Source organism: Janibacter sp. DB-40, from assembly GCF_029510815.1.
In the GTDB taxonomy this organism is placed as follows: domain Bacteria; phylum Actinomycetota; class Actinomycetes; order Actinomycetales; family Dermatophilaceae; genus Janibacter.
The window spans coordinates 117,464-134,221 of the sequence record NZ_CP120360.1; the positions used below are offsets into that span (position 1 = coordinate 117,464).

Annotated in this window: 14 protein-coding genes and 1 pseudogene; 8 read left to right on the plus strand and 7 right to left on the minus strand. The window is 72.1% G+C overall.

From position 1 onward, the window contains the following. Nucleotides 1-46 precede the first annotated feature (46 nt). Nucleotides 47-1,458: pseudogene (locus PVE36_RS00615) on the plus strand (FGGY family carbohydrate kinase). Between the two features lie 20 nt (nucleotides 1,459-1,478). Here PVE36_RS00615 and PVE36_RS00620 read toward each other — a convergent pair. After that, nucleotides 1,479-2,516 (minus strand): zinc-dependent alcohol dehydrogenase family protein, encoded by a 1,038-nt coding sequence (locus PVE36_RS00620; protein ID WP_277453909.1) that lies wholly within the window; start codon nucleotides 2,514-2,516, stop codon nucleotides 1,479-1,481. A gap of 55 nt (nucleotides 2,517-2,571) precedes the next feature. Here PVE36_RS00620 and PVE36_RS00625 point away from each other — a divergent pair, with 55 nt between their 5' ends. Then, nucleotides 2,572-3,906 (plus strand): alpha-hydroxy-acid oxidizing protein, encoded by a 1,335-nt coding sequence (locus tag PVE36_RS00625; RefSeq protein ID WP_277453910.1) that lies wholly within the window; start codon nucleotides 2,572-2,574, stop codon nucleotides 3,904-3,906. A 29-nt stretch (nucleotides 3,907-3,935) separates the two neighbouring features. Here the strand turns inward: PVE36_RS00625 and PVE36_RS00630 are convergent, their stop codons facing one another. The 4 genes from PVE36_RS00630 to PVE36_RS00645 all read right to left on the minus strand — a co-directional run bounded on the left by PVE36_RS00630 (nucleotide 3,936) and on the right by PVE36_RS00645 (nucleotide 6,853). Further along, the gene (locus PVE36_RS00630; protein ID WP_277453911.1) at nucleotides 3,936-4,646 is read right to left on the minus strand and encodes a VOC family protein; all 711 of its coding nucleotides are present in this window, start codon (nucleotides 4,644-4,646) and stop codon (nucleotides 3,936-3,938) included. A gap of 51 nt (nucleotides 4,647-4,697) precedes the next feature. Further along, nucleotides 4,698-5,012: a type II toxin-antitoxin system PemK/MazF family toxin gene (locus PVE36_RS00635; protein WP_277453912.1), complete on the minus strand. Its 315-nt coding sequence runs from the start codon at nucleotides 5,010-5,012 to the stop codon at nucleotides 4,698-4,700. Nucleotides 5,013-5,016: 4 nt separating this feature from the next. Further along, the gene (locus PVE36_RS00640) at nucleotides 5,017-5,250 is read right to left on the minus strand and encodes a ribbon-helix-helix domain-containing protein (RefSeq protein ID WP_277453914.1); all 234 of its coding nucleotides are present in this window, start codon (nucleotides 5,248-5,250) and stop codon (nucleotides 5,017-5,019) included. A gap of 79 nt (nucleotides 5,251-5,329) precedes the next feature. Continuing rightward, entirely contained in the window at nucleotides 5,330-6,853 is a 1,524-nt protein-coding gene (locus PVE36_RS00645) for a fused MFS/spermidine synthase (RefSeq protein ID WP_277453916.1), read from the minus strand. Between the two features lie 44 nt (nucleotides 6,854-6,897). Between PVE36_RS00645 and PVE36_RS00650 the strand changes: the two genes are divergently transcribed. Both PVE36_RS00650 and PVE36_RS00655 read left to right on the plus strand, forming a co-directional pair. Then, nucleotides 6,898-7,674 carry a hypothetical protein gene (locus PVE36_RS00650; protein ID WP_277453918.1) on the plus strand — a complete coding sequence of 259 codons (777 nt, stop codon included), beginning with the start codon at nucleotides 6,898-6,900 and terminating at the stop codon, nucleotides 7,672-7,674. 70 nt (nucleotides 7,675-7,744) lie between these two features. Continuing rightward, nucleotides 7,745-8,929: a TIGR04053 family radical SAM/SPASM domain-containing protein gene (locus tag PVE36_RS00655; protein ID WP_277453919.1), complete on the plus strand. Its 1,185-nt coding sequence runs from the start codon at nucleotides 7,745-7,747 to the stop codon at nucleotides 8,927-8,929. 22 nt (nucleotides 8,930-8,951) lie between these two features. Here PVE36_RS00655 and PVE36_RS00660 read toward each other — a convergent pair whose 3' ends face one another. Next, entirely contained in the window at nucleotides 8,952-10,166 is a 1,215-nt protein-coding gene (locus tag PVE36_RS00660) for an ATP-binding protein (protein ID WP_277453920.1), read from the minus strand. Nucleotides 10,167-10,426: 260 nt separating this feature from the next. Between PVE36_RS00660 and PVE36_RS00665 the strand changes: the two genes are divergently transcribed. Together PVE36_RS00665 and PVE36_RS00670 are read left to right on the plus strand one after the other, a co-directional pair. Then, nucleotides 10,427-11,905 (plus strand): NAD-dependent malic enzyme, encoded by a 1,479-nt coding sequence (locus PVE36_RS00665; protein ID WP_277453923.1) that lies wholly within the window; start codon nucleotides 10,427-10,429, stop codon nucleotides 11,903-11,905. Between the two features lie 169 nt (nucleotides 11,906-12,074). Further along, complete coding sequence (locus tag PVE36_RS00670) at nucleotides 12,075-12,854, plus strand: fructosamine kinase family protein (protein ID WP_277453926.1); 780 nt, start codon at nucleotides 12,075-12,077, stop codon at nucleotides 12,852-12,854. Between the two features lie 3 nt (nucleotides 12,855-12,857). Here the strand turns inward: PVE36_RS00670 and PVE36_RS00675 are convergent, their stop codons facing one another. Continuing rightward, nucleotides 12,858-14,618: a long-chain fatty acid--CoA ligase gene (locus PVE36_RS00675; RefSeq protein ID WP_277453927.1), complete on the minus strand. Its 1,761-nt coding sequence runs from the start codon at nucleotides 14,616-14,618 to the stop codon at nucleotides 12,858-12,860. A 178-nt stretch (nucleotides 14,619-14,796) separates the two neighbouring features. Between PVE36_RS00675 and PVE36_RS00680 the strand changes: the two genes are divergently transcribed. Beyond that, on the plus strand, nucleotides 14,797-16,095 hold the full coding sequence (locus PVE36_RS00680) for a sensor histidine kinase (RefSeq protein ID WP_277453929.1): 1,299 nt from the start codon (nucleotides 14,797-14,799) through the stop codon (nucleotides 16,093-16,095). Beyond that, nucleotides 16,092-16,757, plus strand: coding sequence for a response regulator transcription factor (locus tag PVE36_RS00685; RefSeq protein WP_277453931.1), 666 nt, complete (start codon nucleotides 16,092-16,094; stop codon nucleotides 16,755-16,757). Before PVE36_RS00680 ends, PVE36_RS00685 begins: the two co-directional genes overlap by 4 nt. Nucleotide 16,758 lies beyond the last annotated feature (1 nt).

Genomic DNA, 16,758 nt, shown 5'->3' on the forward strand with positions numbered 1-16,758 from the left:
GCCTCCCGCGCCAGACTGGCCGTCGAGCCCCGATCAGGAGGTCCGCGTGAGTGCACGCCCGCTCGTTGCCGGTGTCGACTCCTCGACGCAGTCGACCAAGGTCGTCGTCCACGACGCCGAGACCGGAGCCGTCGTGCGCTCCGGCCGCGCCGGTCACCCCGACGGCACCGAGGTCCATCCCGACCGGTGGTGGGAGGCCTACGGGGCGGCGAGCGAAGGGGGTCTGCTCGAGGGCGTCTCGGCGATCGCCGTCGGTGGCCAGCAGCACGGTCTGGTCACCAGTGACGCCTCCGGGGCGGTCGTGCGCGACGCCCTGCTGTGGAACGACAACCGCTCGGCCGACGCGGCGGTGGACCTCGTGCGCGAGCTCGGTGGCCAGGACGCCTGGGTGGACGCCGTCGGCAGCGTGCCCGTGGCCAGCTTCACCGTGACGAAGCTGCGCTGGATGGCATGGCACGAGCCGGAGCTGGCCGCCCGGGTCGCTCGGGTGGAGCTGCCGCACGACTGGATCACCTCACGCCTGCTCGACGGCGGCGAGCGGGTGGCCGACGCGGTGACCGACCGTGGCGATGCGAGCGGGACCGGCTACTGGTCACCCGCGAGCGGCGAGTACCGCACCGACCTCCTCGAGCTCGCGCTCGGGCGGGTGCCCGACCTGCCCACGGTGCTCGGGCCGCACGCTGCCGCGGGCCGGACCGCCGCCGGCCTGGTCGTCGGTCCGGGGACCGGCGACAACATGGGCGCCGCCCTCGGGCTGGGGCTGCTCGAGGGCGACGCCGTGGTCTCGCTCGGCACGAGCGGCACGGCCTTCGCCGTCCACGCCGAGGCGGTCCGTGACCCCTCCGGTGACGTCGCCGGGTTCGCCGACGCGACCGGCCTCCACCTGCCGCTGGTGTGCACGCTCAACGCGGCCCGGGTCATCACCTCCGCCGCCCAGATGCTCGGGGTGGACGTCGCCGAGCTCGACCGGCTGGCGCTCGCCGCGCGTCCCGGCGCCGAGGGGCTGGCGCTCCTGCCCTACCTCGACGGGGAACGCACCCCGACGCTGCCGCACGCCAGCGGTACCCTGGCCGGGCTGCGGCGGGACAACATGACCCCGGAGAACCTCGCCCGGGCCGCCTACGAGGGGATGCTGTGCAACGTCGGCGCGGGCCTGGACGCGCTGCGGGCGCACGGCGTCGAGGTGCGCCGGGTCTTCCTCATCGGTGGTGCGTCGATCTCCACCGCCGTGCAGGCGATCGCCCCGGACGTCTTCGGCGCCCGGGTCGTCGTGCCGGTGGCCGGGGAGTACGTCGGACGGGGGCCGCCCGGCAGGCCGCGTGGGTGCTCTCCGGTGAGGAGCAGCCCCCGCAGTGGGAGATCGAGGTGGACTCGGTCGCCGACCCGGACGGCGCTGCCGACGGCGAGGCCGTGCGCGGTCAGTACGCCGAGCTGCTGCGGGCCACCCACGGCATCTGACGCCGCCGCGGCCCGGGGAGTCAGCGTGCCGGGTCCACGATCGTCATCCCCGCGACGGTCGCCCGGTCGAAGCCGGGCAGCAGTGCCGCCGCCTCCTCGAGGCCGATGGTCCGCTCGACGAGCCGCTGCGGCCGGAGCGCCCCGGACTCGATGAGCGCGAGCATGCCCGGGTAGTCGACCGCCGCCATGCCGTGGCTGCCGAGCAGGTCGAGCTCCCAGCCGATGACCCGCGCCATCGGCACCCGCGGGTGGCCCTCGACCGGCGGCAGCAGGCCGATCTGCACGTGGCGGCCACGACGACGCAGGCTGTGGATGGCGTCGGCGCAGGTCTGCTCGCTGCCCACGGCGTCGACGGCGACGTGGCTGCCGCCGCCGGTCAGCCCGGCCACGGCTTCCCCGATGTCGCGGCCGTCCGCGAGGAGGGTGTGGTCGGCGCCCAGCTCGGTGGCCACGGCGAGGGCCTGCGGGTTCCGGTCGACCGCGACCACCCGGGCGCCGAGCGCGCGGGCGATCATCACCGCGCTCAGCCCGACGCCGCCGGCACCGACGACGGTGACCCATTCCCCCTTCGTCAGTGCGGCCCGGGCGACCAGCGCCCGGTATGCCGTGGCGAAGCGGCACCCCAGGCTCGCCGCCGTCGTGAAGTCCACGCTCTCGGGGAGGCGGACGAGGTTGGTGTCGGCCGCGTGCAGCGCCACGTACTCGGCGAAGGAGCCCCAGTGCGTGAATCCCGGCTGCTCCTGGTCCGGGCAGACCTGCGCCTCGCCCGCGGCGCACCACGAGCACCGCCCGCAGCCGCAGACGAAGGGGACGGTGACCCGGTCCCCGACCTGCCACCGACGGACACCGGCGCCGACCTCGGTCACCACCCCGGCGAGCTCATGACCGGGGACGTGGGGCCAGGCGATGTCGTCGTGTCCCGCCCACGCGTGCCAGTCGCTGCGGCACAGTCCGGTCGCCCTCACTTCCACCACGACCCCACCCTCCGGAGCGAAGGGGGGCGCCACCTCCCGCACCTCGGGCTGGGCTCGGACGGCATCGATGACCACGGCTCGCACACGGTCATCCTCTCAACCGCGTCCCGGCGGCGGACGGGGCACTAGCGTGTGCGCCATGACGACCCCCGCGGACTCGATGCCCACCCCCGCCGGTCGCGGCCGAGCGCGGCAGAACGCGATCTACCGCCCCGGCGCGCTCGGCATCGCACCGACCGTCCCCACCGACGTCACCGAGCTCGAGCGGCGGGCGAAGCGCGCGATGAGCCGCAAGGCATGGGCCTATGTCGCGGGTGGAGCGGGCACGGGGGCGACGGTGCGGGCCAACCGCGACGCCTTCGACCGCTGGCAGGCCGTCCCGCGGATGCTGCACGGGACCACCCGGCGCGACCTGTCCACCCGGGTCCTCGACACCCCGATGGACGCACCCCTGATGCTCGCGCCCGTCGGGGCCGCCGGGCTCGTCGTCGAGGACGCCGACGTGCGGGTCGCCGAGGGTGCGCACGCCAGCGGCATCCCCTACGTCTTCTCCTGCCAGGGCAGTGCCCCGATGGAGATGACGGCGCGGGCGATGGCCGGGACCCCCTTCTGGTACCAGCTCTACTGGTCGACGGACGAGGGCCTCGTCGACTCGATGATCGAGCGCGCCGAGGCGGCCGGTGCGCAGGCGCTCGTCGTCACCCTCGACACCACCATGCTCGGGTGGCGCACCCAGGACCTCGATCTGGGCAGCCTGCCCTTCGCCCGGGGGCAGGGGATCGCGCAGTACACCTCGGACCCGCGCTTCATGACGCTCGTCCGGGAGCGGATCGCGGCCGCCGGCGCGGCGGCGCAGGGCCTGGGCCTCGACCCCCGGCAGCCCGTGCAGCTGGCCAGGGCAGCGAAGGGGGGAGTCGGCACCCTGCTGTCGATGTCCCGCGAGCACCCCGGCGGGTTGCGGGACAACCTGCGCTCCGCCGAACCGCGGGCGGCGGTCGAGACCTTCCTCGACATCTACTCCAACCCGGCCCTGTCGTGGGAGCACATCGCCACGCTCAGGGAGCGCACCTCCCTTCCCGTGGTGCTCAAGGGTGTCCTCCACGAGGACGACGCGAGGCGCGCCTTCGACTCGGGCGTCGACGGCATCGTCGTGTCCAACCACGGTGGACGGCAGGTGGACCGCTCGATCGGTGCCCTCGACGCACTGGTCCGCATCCGCGATGCCGTCGGGCCGGAGCCGACGGTCCTCATGGACAGCGGGATCCGGTCCGGCGCGGACCTCTTCATCGCGCTGGCGCTCGGCGCCGATGCCTGCCTGCTGGGCCGACCGCACATCTACGGCCTCGCGCTCGACGGTGCCGCCGGTGTCAGCGCCGTCATCGACAACGTGCTCGGGGAGCTCGACCTGACCATGGGGCTGGTCGGCGCCGCCTCGATCGCGGACATCACCCGGGAGCTGCTCGTCGGGGCCTGACCTGCTGTCGGGCGACGAGGAGCGTCAGGTCAGTCCTGGGTCGCGGGGGACGCGGCGACACACAGGACTCCCTGGTTGCCGTCCTGGTCGGCGATCACGGTGAGCGAGGGCGCGTCGCTGTCGTCGACGACGGTCCCACCCGCGGCGAGGACGGCGGCGATCCGCGCCTCGGCCACCTCGGGCGCCACGTAGACCTCGAGGTGGAACCGCTGCCGAGGCCCCTCGTGCTCGTCGTCATCGCCGAACCACAGGTGCGGTACCCGTCCCGTGGCATCCCGGATCTCGTCGCCGAAGGGGGTCCCTCGCCCCTGTGACTCTGCGCTCCCGGTCAGCAGAGCGGCCCACACGGGAGCGATGGTCGCGGAGCGTGCCGTGTCGAGGCCGAGCTCGAAGTCGCTGACCGAGGCGGGGTCGGCGGTGACCTCGTGGTCGGAGGCGAGCTGCGTGATCCGTCGGGCGAGGTCGACGTCCCGCTGGGTCACCCACTCGACGCGGTGCTCGGTGCCCTCGTCGTCGCGGTAGACGGCGTCGTGCGAGACCAGCTTGAGGTCGACGTACCCATCGTCGATCGTCACCCGCGGATGGTGCGCGAGCGCGTCGCCCGCCTCGCCCACTGCGGCGACGAACCGTGCGCTGCTCCCGAAGTCGTCGACCAGGTATCGCGCGTGGAGCCCCTGCGCCAGCTTGCGCCAGTCGGTCAGGTCGGCCTCGGCGATCGCTTCCCCCATGAGCATGTCCATGCCGTAGGACGTTATCGCTGACCCGACCTCAGTGGTCCGCTCCCGCGTGGGTCATCCGCTGAGCGGCAGGTCCAGGTCGTAGGCCAGGACCACGGCCCGGGCCAGCTCGTCCTCCTGGGCCGCCGACAAGTACCCGACGGTGCGTCCGAGCCGCTCCACGGGGACGGTGACGACGTTGTCGAGGGCGACGGCGCAGTCCTGATCGAGACCGTTCGCCGGCCCCACCCGGACCTCGCTGGACAGCCCCTTGATCGTGGTGGTGATCGGGGCGAGCGTCACCTTCGTCATGGCCCCACGTGCGGTCTCCCGGGTGAGGACGAGCGCCGGTCGGGTCTTGTCCAGCCTGACGAGGCAGATCTCCCGCACGGCGTCAGTCCCCGAGCCCCACGTGCGTGCTCGTCCACGTGACCAGATCGTCGAGGTCGTCGGCGGTGCCCCTCTCGTGCAGGAGAGCCACGTCGTGCTCGGCGGCCAGCCGACGCATCTCCCGCTCCAGCGCAGAGGTCACGAGCGCCGCGCGGCTGGTCACCCGCCCGCTGGCGACCTCCCGGTCGAGGAACTCCACCATCTCGTCAGGGAGGCGAACGGCGATCTGGATGCTCATGAATCCATGGTAGTGGAGCGCATCCCGAAATGGGATGCGTTCGTGATCAGTGGTCGGTGGTCGTCCTCAGCCCGGCTCGTCACGACGTGAAGTCGTACGGCTGCAGCAGCTGGTCCACGGGCGCGTGGTCGTCGGTGAGGACCTGGGCGTCGCCGACCCAGGTGGCGACGTCGTCACCGGCGATGGCAGTCCACTCGGTGTCCCGCGCGTCGAGGGCACTCTCGATGGCCGTCGGGTCGAGCGGGCGGTCCGATCCCACGACGACGATGTTGCCCCCTTCGCGGTCCGCCGAGTCGACGTCGACGGTGGACGGCTCACCGACCACGGCCACGTGCTCGAAGACCTCGAGCATCGTCGCGACCTTCGCCCGGGCGAAGGCCAGGTCGCCGTGGTCGATGAGGTTGGCCGCGTAGACCCCGTCGTCGTCGAGGACCCGATGGACGTCGGTCATGGCCCTGCGAGTCGTCAGGTGCCACGGCACGCTGACCCCGCCGAAGGCGTCGCCCACGACGAGGTCCCGGCTGTTGCCGTCGAGCTCGCGGAGGCCGAGTCTGCCGTCCTCCACGCGCACCTCGATCCCACCGCCGAAGTCCGGTCCGAGCAGCTGTCGATCGATGTCCACCACCCCGCCGTCGATCTCCGAGACGACGCTGCGGGTGCCGGGCCGGGTCTCCTCGAGGTACCGGGGGAAGGTGAGGCCGCCGCCTCCGAGGTGGTAGGCGTCGAGCGCCTCGCCCGGGCCGAAGAACGCATCGGTGACGGCGGCGATGGCACGGACGTACTCGAACTCCAGGTGGGTGGGGTCGTCGATGTCGACGTAGGAGTGGCGCAGGCCGTCGAGGACCAGCGTCCGGCCACCCTGCCGCTCCGGATCGGCGAGCACCTCCACGCAGTGGTAGCGGGTCTCCGCGTCGCAGCCGCCGGGCGCGACACCGCTCCCGAGCCCCGCGGCGACGACGAGCGCGAGCGCCGCGGCGCTGCGCCGGCGGCGTCCGTGCCACTCCATCACCACCCCGCCGAGCACGAGCAGCCCACCGAGGCCCAGGAGGATGCCGCTGACCGGCAGGTGCGAGATGAGGACGAACCCCGTGACCACGGTGCCCACGATGGCGCCGACGGTGCCGATGCTGGACAGGCGCCCGACGACCGTCCCGGTCTCGGCGATGGTTGTCAGCCTCACCTTGGTCACGAGGGGCGTCACCGCTGACAGCAGGGCGCCCGGGACGATGATGGTCCCTGCGGCGACGAGGAAGAGCAGCGGCGGCGACCACTCCGCCGTGGCCCGCATCAGCAAGGGCGTGAAGGCCACGATCACCCCCGAGATCGCCAGGGCGGGCCCGAGGAGCCGACGCGGATCCACGCGGTCGGCGTACCAGCCGCCCGCCCACGACCCGAGCGCGATCGCGCCGAGGGCGACCCCGATCACCATCGTGCTCGTCTCCAGCGTGAGCCCGAGGTACGGGGCCAGCAGCCGCAGCGCGACGATCTCGACGACGAGGACTGCGGCGGAGGCCCCGAAGACGAGCACGGCCGCGGTCCGAGGGCCCATGCCGGCGGGCGCGGACACCGGCGCGGCAGGAGGTTGTGAGGTCGAGCCCGTCATGGACCGCATCCTGCCAACTGTTCGGGCGTGGCAGGCTGATCGGCATGGCAGTCGACCGCGCCCGATCCCGAACCGCCGACGAGGAGCCGGCTGCACCACAGCCACCTGCGCAGGAGGTCACCCCCAGCCTGGACCGGCTCGAGGCCGATCTGGTGCAGGTGAGCATCGCGCACCTGGGTCAGCGGATCGCCGCTCGCTTCCCCGCGCGCAACCTGGTCCAGGTGGCAGCCCAGCTCGCCGACCTGGCCGACGAGGTCGAGGACACCTCCGGCGCCAGCCGTACCCGCTTGCGCATCGCACGGTGGGTCTCGGCCCTCCTGGGTCTGGCCATCACGGCCGCGACCGTGCTGATCGTGGTCGCGGTGCTGCGCCAGGTGCGGGTCGAGCTCGTGGACGGCTCGGCCGACTGGGTCCCCCTCGTGGAGTCGGGGATCAACGACGTCGTCTTCGCCGGCATCGCGATCTGGTTCCTCCTCGCCCTGCCCGCGCGCTTCGAGCGGGCGCGCATCCTCGCGCTGCTGCATCGGCTGCGCTCGTTGGCCCACGTCATCGACATGCACCAGCTGACCAAGGACCCCGAGCACCTCAACCCGAACTACAGCCCCACGGGTGTGTCGGTGCGCGACCCCATGTCACGTGAGGAGATGGCCCATTACCTCGACTACTGCTCGGAGCTGTTGTCGCTGACCGGCAAGGTGGCCGCCCTCTGCGCCGAGGCGAGTGAGGACGACGTCATCCTCGACACCGTCGCCGGGGTGGAGTCCCTGACCTCGGACCTGGCCGCCCGGATCTGGCAGAAGATCTCGCTGCTGCCCGACTGAGCGAGATCGCTGCGGTAGCTGTCCGCGGGGCCGGTTCGGTATTTTCTACGACTGGGCGTAGTTTATTCGTGTGACCCGGTCTCCTTCCCGCTCCGTGCGTCGGCAGAAGCACGATGTCCACGACCGCCCGTTCATCGTCATCTGGGAGGTCACGCGCGCCTGTCAGCTCGCGTGCCTGCACTGCCGCGCCGACGCCATCACTCGCCGCAACCCCGGCGAGCTGACCTTGGAGGAGGGGCGCCGGCTGCTCGACGGCATCGCCGGCTTCCCCAAGCCCCACCCGCTGGTCGTGCTGACCGGTGGTGACCCCTTCGAGCGCCCCGACCTGGCCGACCTCGTGCGGTACGGAGCGTCGACCGGGCTGTCGGTCTCGCTCTCGCCGTCGGTCACCCCGAACCTGACGCCGGAGCGCCTCACGGAGATGCACACCGCAGGGGCCAGGGCCATCTCGCTGTCGCTCGACGGTGCGCAGGCCGGCACCCACGACGCCTTCCGTGGCTTCGAGGGCACGTACACGGCCACCCGGGTCGCGGCGCAGCAGGTCACGGACGCGGGCTTCCGGTTGCAGATCAACTCCACCGTGACCCGGACGACCGTGGAGGAGCTACCCGCGCTGCTGCGCGACGTCATCGAGCTCGGCGCGAAGCTCTGGAGCGTGTTCCTCCTCGTGCCGACCGGGCGGGGCCAGCAGCTGCAGACGCTCTCGGCCGACGAGGTCGAGGACGTGCTGCACTGGCTGGCCGACGTGTCGCGGTTCATCGCGATCAAGACCACGGAGGCGCCCCACTTCCGCCGGGTCGTCCTCCAGCGGGAGATCGCCGCCGCGGCCGGGGACGACCCCGCGGCCGGACGGGGTGAGCTGTACCGGCGGCTGGGGGCGATGACGGCGATCGAGCTCGAAGGGGTCGACGTACGCGACCGTCCTGCGCGCCCCCCGATCGACGTCAACTCCGGTCGCGGGTTCATGTTCATCGACCACACCGGGAAGGTCTACCCCTCGGGCTTCCTCCCGCACGTGGCCGGGGACGTGCGGACGACGCCCGTGGCGGAGATCTACCGGACGGCGCCGATCATGCGTCAGCTGCGCTCGCCCGACTTCTTCGGCGGCAAGTGCGGGGTGTGCGAGTTCCGTGAGGTCTGCGGCGGCTCCCGCTCGCACGCCTACGCCGTCACCGGGGACCCGATGGCGGAGGACCCGAGCTGCGCCTACGTGCCCAGTGCCGTCGCGGACGAGGCGCTCACACCTCTGTCGTAGCCGCCGCGGCTCGCCGCCGCCCTCACGTCTGCTCGCGCAGGTACCTCCCGAAGTGCGGGACGGTGAAGGCGATCCGGCCCCGCTCGGCGGAGTAGATCAGGCCCTTCTTCAGCAGCGCGTCGCGGGCGGGGGAGAGGGACTGGGGCTTCTTGTCGAGCACCCGGGCGACCTCCGAGGTGGGGACGGACTCGATGTCGTCGAGCTCCTCCTCCCCCTTCGCCGCGATGTCTGCCGCCACATCCGCCATGGCGCGCAGGTACTCCCGCTCGCCCGGGGTCGCGCGCTCGTACCGCGAGCCGAAGAAGCCGACCGCGAGCTCCGACTCCGCCTCGGGGGAGGCGACCCGGACGTCCTCGGCCCGGATCGGGGACTGCGGCGCGCGGTCCCAGACCGCCTTGCCGTAGGCCTGGATGAAGTACGGGTAGCCGCCGGTCGCGAAGTACAGCGCGTCGAGCGCTTCCTGCTCGTACTCGGCCATCTCGTCGGCCGCGGGTGCGGTGAGCGCGTGGTCGGCCTCCGCCCGAGCCAGCCGGTCGATGCGCTGGTAGCGGAAGAGCCGCTCGCTGTAGGACTTGCTCGCCGACAGCACGGCCGGCAGGTGTGGCAGGCCGGCGCCGACGACGATGAGGGGCGCGCCGTTCTGGCTCATCTCGTGGCAGGCCGCGCAGATCGCCGAGACGTCCTCCGGGCCGAGGTCCTGCATCTCGTCGATGAAGACCGCGATGCCCCGCCCGAGGTCCGCGGCCAGCCCGCCCACGTCGGTGAAGAGCTCCACGAGGTCGATCTCGATGTCACCCGAGTCCGCGCGGCCCTTGACGGCGGGGGCGTCGATGCCCGGGTTCCAGACCTCGCGCAGCTTCGTGCCCGGCTTGGCGTCGCGCTGGGCGAAGGACTTGATCACCCCGAGCACGTGCGCGACCTCGTCCTCCTGGGTGTGCCCGAGCTCGCGGACCGCCTGGTGCAACGCGCTGGAGAGCGGCCGGCGCAGCCCCTGGTCGGGGCGGGCCTCGAGCTTGCCGGTGCCCCACTTCGCGCGCACGGCGGCCGAGCGCAGCTGGTTGAGCAGGACCGTCTTGCCGACGCCGCGCAGGCCGGTGAGGACGAGGGAGCGCTCCGGTCGGCCGGTGACGATGCGCTTGAGCACGACGTCGAATCGCTTCAGCTGCTCGTCGCGGCCGGCGAGCTCGGGAGGGCGCTGGCCGGCGCCGGGGGCATAGGGGTTGGTGATCGGGTCCACGATGGGACCGTATCCGCATGTATAGGCAACTCCGGATATCTCGGGAGATTGCGCAAGGCGTGTTGCGCGGGCAGTCGGTCCGGGCGCGGGCGAAGGGGGCGGGGCCGGGTTCGTCGCGACGCCCCGATTCCCTTTTCTAGGCAAATCTAGACATAGACCGATATCGGCGCATAGTCGTGCATCGCGCCGGATGGTCCCGTCCTTCGCTCCTCGGCGCGTGCCGTGCCGCGAGCCCGTCGTCGTGGTGAGAGACTGGTCACATGCCCGCCGCAACCCCCTCGTCCTACTCCGTCACCATCCGCCTGCACACCTCCACGGACTACGCCGTCGTCGGACGGGTGGCCACCGTGATCGCCGAGCAGGGCGGGATCGTCACCGCCATCGACATCGCCGACTCGCGGCACGACCGGCTCACCGTCGATGTCACCTGCTCTGGCATCAACGTCGACCACACCGACGACCTCGTCGAGGCGGTCGAGGCGGTGGACGGGGTGACCGTCCACAAGGTCTCCGACCGCACCTTCCTGCTCCACCTCGGCGGCAAGATCGAGGTGCGCTCCAAGGTCGCGCTGAAGACCCGCGACGACCTGTCGATGGCCTACACCCCCGGCGTCGGTCGCGTCTCCACCGCGATCGCGAAGAACCCCGACGACGCACGCCGCCTGACGATCAAGGGCAACAGCGTCGCCGTCGTCACGGACGGCTCCGCGGTCCTGGGCCTGGGCAACATCGGCCCCGAGGCCGCGATGCCGGTCATGGAGGGCAAGGCCGCGCTGTTCAAGCAGTTCGCCGACATCGATGCCTGGCCGATCTGCCTGGCCAGCCAGGACACCGACGAGATCGTGCGCGCCGTCGAGATGATCGCCCCCGGCTTCGGTGGCATCAACCTCGAGGACATCGCCGCGCCGCGCTGCTTCGAGATCGAGCGTCGCCTGCGGGAGAGCCTGGACATCCCGGTCTTCCACGACGACCAGCACGGCACCGCGATCGTCGTCCTCGCCGCCCTGCGCAACGCCCTGCGCGTCGTGGGCAAGCAGCTCGAGGAGGCGAACGTCGTCGTCGCCGGCGGTGGCGCCGCCGGGTCGGCCATCGTCACCCTGCTGCTGGCCGCCGGCGCGAAGGACGTCATCGTCTTCGACCGCGAGGGGCTGCTCTCCCGCGACGACGACTCGCTCTCACCCGCCAAGAAGGAGCTCGCCGAGCGCACCAACCCGCGCAGGATCCGTGGCGACCTGCCGGACGGACTGCAGGACGCCGACGTCTTCATCGGTGTCTCCGCGCCGAACATCCTCAAGGCCGAGTGGATCCGCGACCGCATGGCGCAGGACCCGATCGTCTTCGCGCTCGCCAACCCGGACCCGGAGATCGACCCGGCCGAGGCCGCGCAGTACGCCACGGTCGTCGCCTCGGGCCGCAGCGACTACCCGAACCAGATCAACAACGTCCTCGCCTTCCCCGGGGTCTTCCGCGGCCTGCTCGACGCGCACGCCGAGGACATCACCACCGACATGCTCATCCGCGCGGCCGACGCGATCGCCGGGGTGGTCACCGACGAGGAGATCAACCCCTCGTTCATCATCCCGAGCGTCTTCCACTCCGAGGTCGCCGACGCCGTGGCCGTCGCGATCTCGGGGGAGGGCAAGTCCACCACCGGCTCACCGACCGGACCGATCAAGGTCGGGTCCCGCTCCACCGCCGCGCCGGTCGACGACACCGGCATCATGCCGCGGGTGCAGTGACCGCAACTGCTTAGGCTCTTGCGGCTCTTCCTGCGCAACTGCTTAGGCTCTTGCGGCCCTTCCTGCGCAACTGCTTAGGCTCTTGCGGCTCTTCCTGCGCAACTGCTTAGGCTCCTGCGAAGGAGGAGGCCGGGCAGGCGGAGCCGGTGCGGATGGCAGGCTGGGTCACGTGAGCAGCTCACCGACCTACCGCAAGGACACCTCCGCCGCGCCTCGTGGCTACTCCTCCTGGGAGGCCGCGGGGCTGCTGTGGCTCGCCGAGGCCGAGGCGGACGGCGGAGCGCACGTCGCCGAGCTGAGGGACGTCGACGTCACCCACATCGACCTCGCGAAGTACGTCCCGGCCCCCTCGACCAATGTCGCGGCCGACGAGTTCGGGGCGGCCCTGGCGGCCACCCACGCCGCCGGGGCTCCCGCCTTCGGCGCGCCGCCCGCGCGGTGGACGAGCCACGGGTTCATCGGCCCGGGGGACGCCCCGATGCCGATGCCGGTGGAGCCGACGGAGACGTGGGGTGCCTTCTTCGCCGAGCAGCGCATCCGCCACATGCTGCGCGCCGGCCGCTCCCAGGGGCTGTGGGAGGAGGAGGGCGAGCTCTTCGAGCGCGTCGCCACCCGCCTCGAGTCCGGTGAGTTCGACGACGACCGCCCACCCGCGCGCATCCACGGTGACCTGTGGGCCGGCAACGTGCTGTGGACCCGCAAGGGCGCCGTGCTCATCGACCCCGCCGCCCACGGCGGCCACCCCGAGACCGACCTCGCGATGCTGCTGCTCTTCACCGCCCCGCACATCGCGCGCATCATCGCCGCCTACGACGAGGCCGCGCCCTTGGCGGACGGCTGGCAGGAGCGGGTCGGGCTGCACCAGCTCTTCCCGGTGATGGTCCACGCCGTGATCTTCGGTGGCGGCTACGTCCAGCAGGCCGTGGAGATGGCGCGCAAGTACGCCTGACCCTCACCCGCGGTACAGCGCCTCGATCTCCTCGGCGTAGCGCTCGTTGATCGGCTTGCGGCGCAGCTTGAGCGTCGGGGTGAGCACGTCGCTGCCGGGCGCCCAGTACTCGGGGAGCACCCTGAAGCGCTTGACCTGCTCGATGCGGGAGAGCTTGGCGTTCCCCGCCTCGATGCCCTTGTCGACCTCGGCGACGAGCTCCGGGTGCTCCGCGAGGACGGCCGGGTCCGCGGGGGCACCGACCCGCTCGGCGAAGGCGGCGGCCGCGTCCGGGTCCAGCGTCACCAGCGCGACGTTGTAGGGGCGGCCGTCACCCACGACGGTCAGCGTCGCGGCGAGCGGGGTGGTCACCTTGAGCGTGTTCTCGATCATCGACGGGGACATGTTCTTGCCGGACGCGTTGATGATCAGCTCCTTCTTGCGGTCGGTGATCGTCAGGTACCCGTCCGCGTCGATCGTCCCGACGTCCCCGGTGTGCAGCCAGCCGTCGGCGTCGATGGTCTCGGCGGTCTTCTCCGGGTCGCCCCGGTAGCCGGGTGTCACGCAGTCCCCGCGGAAGAGCAGCTCGCCGTCATCGGCGATCCGCATCTCGAAGCCGGGCAGCGCCGGGCCGACGGTCCCCACCTTCGCCCGACCCGGCGGGTTGATCGTCCCGGCGCCGGCGATCTCCGACATGCCCCAGATCTCGCACACGTCGATGCCCAGACCCATGAAGAAACGCAGCGTCTCGGGGGCGATCGCCGCAGCGCCCGACCAGGACCACCGCAGCTGGTCGAGGCCGAGCGCGCCCCGGACCTTGCTCAGCACCAGCCGGTCGGCGAGTATCAGCTGCACCGCGTCGAGGCCCTTCAGCCGCTTGCCGTCCAGCAACGCGCCGCCCTGCTTGTCGGCCATCCGCAGCGCCCAGGCGCCCAGCCTCCGCTTCACCGGGCTCTCGTCCGCCGCGACCTTCGCCTCGATGCCCATCTTGATCTTCTCCCACACCCGGGGCACGGCGAACCAGACCGTCGGTCGGGCGTCGGGCAGCGCGGTCGCGATCTCCCGCGGGTCGGCGATGTAGGTGACCTGCACCCCCCTGGCCACGTTGAAGTACTGCGCCGACGCCCGGTCGGCGATGTGCGCGGCCGGCAGGAAGGAGGTGATGCGGTCACCGAAGCGCACGTCGACGACGCCCTCGGCGCCGTGGAGCACGGCGAGCAGGTTGCGGTGGGTGAGCTGGACCCCCTTCGGCGGGCCGGTGGTGCCGGAGGTGTAGATCAGGGTGAGCACGTCGTCCGGCTGCACCGCGCGCCAGGCGGCCTCGAAGTCGAAGTCGGGATCACCCAGGCCCTCGAGTTCGGCCAGGGTGTGGGTCGCGCCCTCGGGTGTGCCGTCGACGACGACGACGTGGTCGAGGGCGACCCCGGAGCCGAGGATCGCCCCCAACAGGGCGGTCTCGGTGACCGCGATCCGGTTGCCCGCGTTGCCGAAGAGGTACTCGACCTGCTCCGGTGCCGACGTGTTGTAGATCGAGAAGGGGGTCATCCCCAGGTGCATCGCGCCAGCATCGACCCAGGCGAACTCGGGTCGGTTGGAGAGCATGATCCCGAGCGTGTCCCCGTGCCGGTACCCGAGTGCGGCCAGGCCTGCGGCCACCGCGCGCACGTGGTCGCCGTACTCCGCCCACGTGACCGAGACGGCGTCCCCCGGCGTCCGCAGCGCCACCGCCCCCGGGTCGACGGTCAGGGTCTGCTGGAAGGCTTCACAGAGGGTGGCGGCAGCCATGGGGGTCTCCATCACAGGTGCCCTCTACGGTGAGGGCCGTACCAAAGAGTAGGTCCGGCGGTCGCCGCACGACAAGGACACCGACGCAGCACCACGCGGCATGGCGAAGGGGGAGAACCCCCTTCGTCCTGGGGAGAACTCGGCAGACCGGGGCGGCGCCGGCTGCGAGAGTTGTCCCGTGACCACACAGACGATGAATCCACCACTGGAGCGGCTGGAGCGCCCCGGCCTCGGGCGACGCTGGCTCGCCGGCTGGGGCAGTGTGCTCCTCCTCGTCACGAGCATCCTCACCTCGGTCGTGGCGATGGTCTTCACGGCGCTCGTCATCGGCGCGACGGTGGCCATCACCGCGGGCGGCATCGGCCTGCTCCTGCTCATCCCCCTCGTGTGGCTCGCCGGCATCATCGGCCACGCCGAGCGGCACCGCATCGTCGCCCTCTCCGGTCGTCGCGTGCACCCGCCGGCGCGACGGGAGCAGCCGTGGTGGCGGCGGCTCCTCCTCGACGAGCACTCGTGGCGCAGCGTCGCCTACCTGGCGCTGCACTCGCTGTGGGGCTTCGTCACCGGCTGGCTGACCGTGCTCGTCCTCGCCCAGACGCTCCTGCTGCTGATCGTCCCGGTGCTCAGCGGACGCTCGCCCGAGCAGGGGTTTGAGATCTACGGGCTCGTGGAGGTGCAGGGCTTCACGGCGCTCGCGATCACCTGGGTGTCCGCCCTCGTCGTCCTGATCCTGCTGCCCCTCGTCGCCCACCTGCTCACCTCGGTCGACATCGTGCTCGCCCGCTGGCTGCTCGGGCGGGACGAGCGCAAGGTCCTCGAGCACCTCACGGCCCGCGTCGACACCCTCACCGACTCCCGCCGCGAGGCCGTCGACTCCGTTGAGGCCGAGCGCCGCCGGATCGAGCGGGACCTGCACGACGGGCCGCAGCAGCGCATGGTCTCCATCGCGATGACCCTCGGCATGGCCAAGCAGGCGCTCCACGACGACCCGGAGTCCGCGGCCGGGCTCATCGACGAGGCACACCGCTCCGCCAAGGAGGCCATCGTCGAGATGCGCCACGTCGCCCGCGGCATCGTCCCGCCGATCCTCGCCGACCGGGGTCTGGAGGCCGCGCTCCCCGCGCTCGCGGCCCGGTCCGCCGTCCCGGTGTCGGTGGACGTGCGCGACGTCGGCCGGCTCGACCCCACGACCGAGGCGATCGCCTACTTCGTCGTCAGCGAGGCCCTGACCAATGTCGCCAAGCACTCCGGTGCCGAGCACGCCCGGGTGGACGTCACCCGAGACGAGGAGCACCTGACGACCGTCGTCACCGACGACGGCCGCGGCGGCGCCGATCCCGCGCGGGGCACCGGCCTGACCGGACTGCGCCAGCGGGTCACCGCCGTCGACGGCACCCTCGAGGTGCACTCCCCGCACGGCGGACCGACCCGACTGACCGCAACCCTCCCCCTTCGCACCGGACGGAGCCTGTCATGAGCGAGACCCCCACCAAGGTCGTGCTGGCCGAGGACTCCGTCCTCCTGCGTGACGGGATCGTGCGCCTGCTGACATCGGCCGGCTTCGAGGTCGCGGCGGCATGCCCGGACGGCGAGACCTTCCTGGCGGCCGTGGAGGAGCACCGGCCCGACCTCGTCGTCGTGGACGTGCGAATGCCCCCGACCTTCACCTCCGAGGGGATCGTCGCCGCACTCAAGGTCCGCGACAGCCACCCCGACACGGCCGTGATGGTGCTCAGCCAGTACGTCGAGGAGCAGTACGCGACCGAGCTCGTCGCCTCGAAGTCGAAGGGGGTCGGGTACCTCCTCAAGGACCGCGTCGCCGACACGAGCGACTTCATCGCCGCGCTGCGGGACGTCGCGGGCGGCGGCACGGTCCTCGACCCCGACGTCGTCACCCAGCTGCTGACCCGGGCCCGCCACGCGGACCCGCTCGCGGCGCTCACCCCGCGCGAGCGGGACGTGCTCGACCTGATGGCCCAGGGCCGGACGAACTCCGCGATCGCCAAGGAGCTCTTCGTCTCCCACGGGGCCGTGGAGAAGCACGTGACCTCCATCTTCACCAAGCTCGACCTGCCGCCCGCAGACGGTGACCACCGCCGCGTGCTCGCCGTGCTCCGCTGGCTCGACCAGGAGGACTGAC

Bases quoted from the DNA above. Each gene is read 5' to 3' on its own strand.
- PVE36_RS00640 (WP_277453914.1), bottom strand. From the start codon at position 5,250: ATGAGCATCCAGATCGCCGTTCGCCTCCCTGACGAGATGGTGGAGTTC.
- PVE36_RS00645 (WP_277453916.1), bottom strand. From the start codon at position 6,853: ATGACGGGCTCGACCTCACAACCTCCTGCCGCGCCGGTGTCCGCGCCC.
- PVE36_RS00675 (WP_277453927.1), bottom strand. From the start codon at position 14,618: ATGGCTGCCGCCACCCTCTGTGAAGCCTTCCAGCAGACCCTGACCGTC.
- PVE36_RS00665 (WP_277453923.1), top strand. From the start codon at position 10,427: ATGCCCGCCGCAACCCCCTCGTCCTACTCCGTCACCATCCGCCTGCAC.
- PVE36_RS00630 (WP_277453911.1), bottom strand. From the start codon at position 4,646: ATGGACATGCTCATGGGGGAAGCGATCGCCGAGGCCGACCTGACCGAC.
- PVE36_RS00685 (WP_277453931.1), top strand. From the start codon at position 16,092: ATGAGCGAGACCCCCACCAAGGTCGTGCTGGCCGAGGACTCCGTCCTC.
- PVE36_RS00625 (WP_277453910.1), top strand. From the start codon at position 2,572: ATGACGACCCCCGCGGACTCGATGCCCACCCCCGCCGGTCGCGGCCGA.
- PVE36_RS00650 (WP_277453918.1), top strand. From the start codon at position 6,898: ATGGCAGTCGACCGCGCCCGATCCCGAACCGCCGACGAGGAGCCGGCT.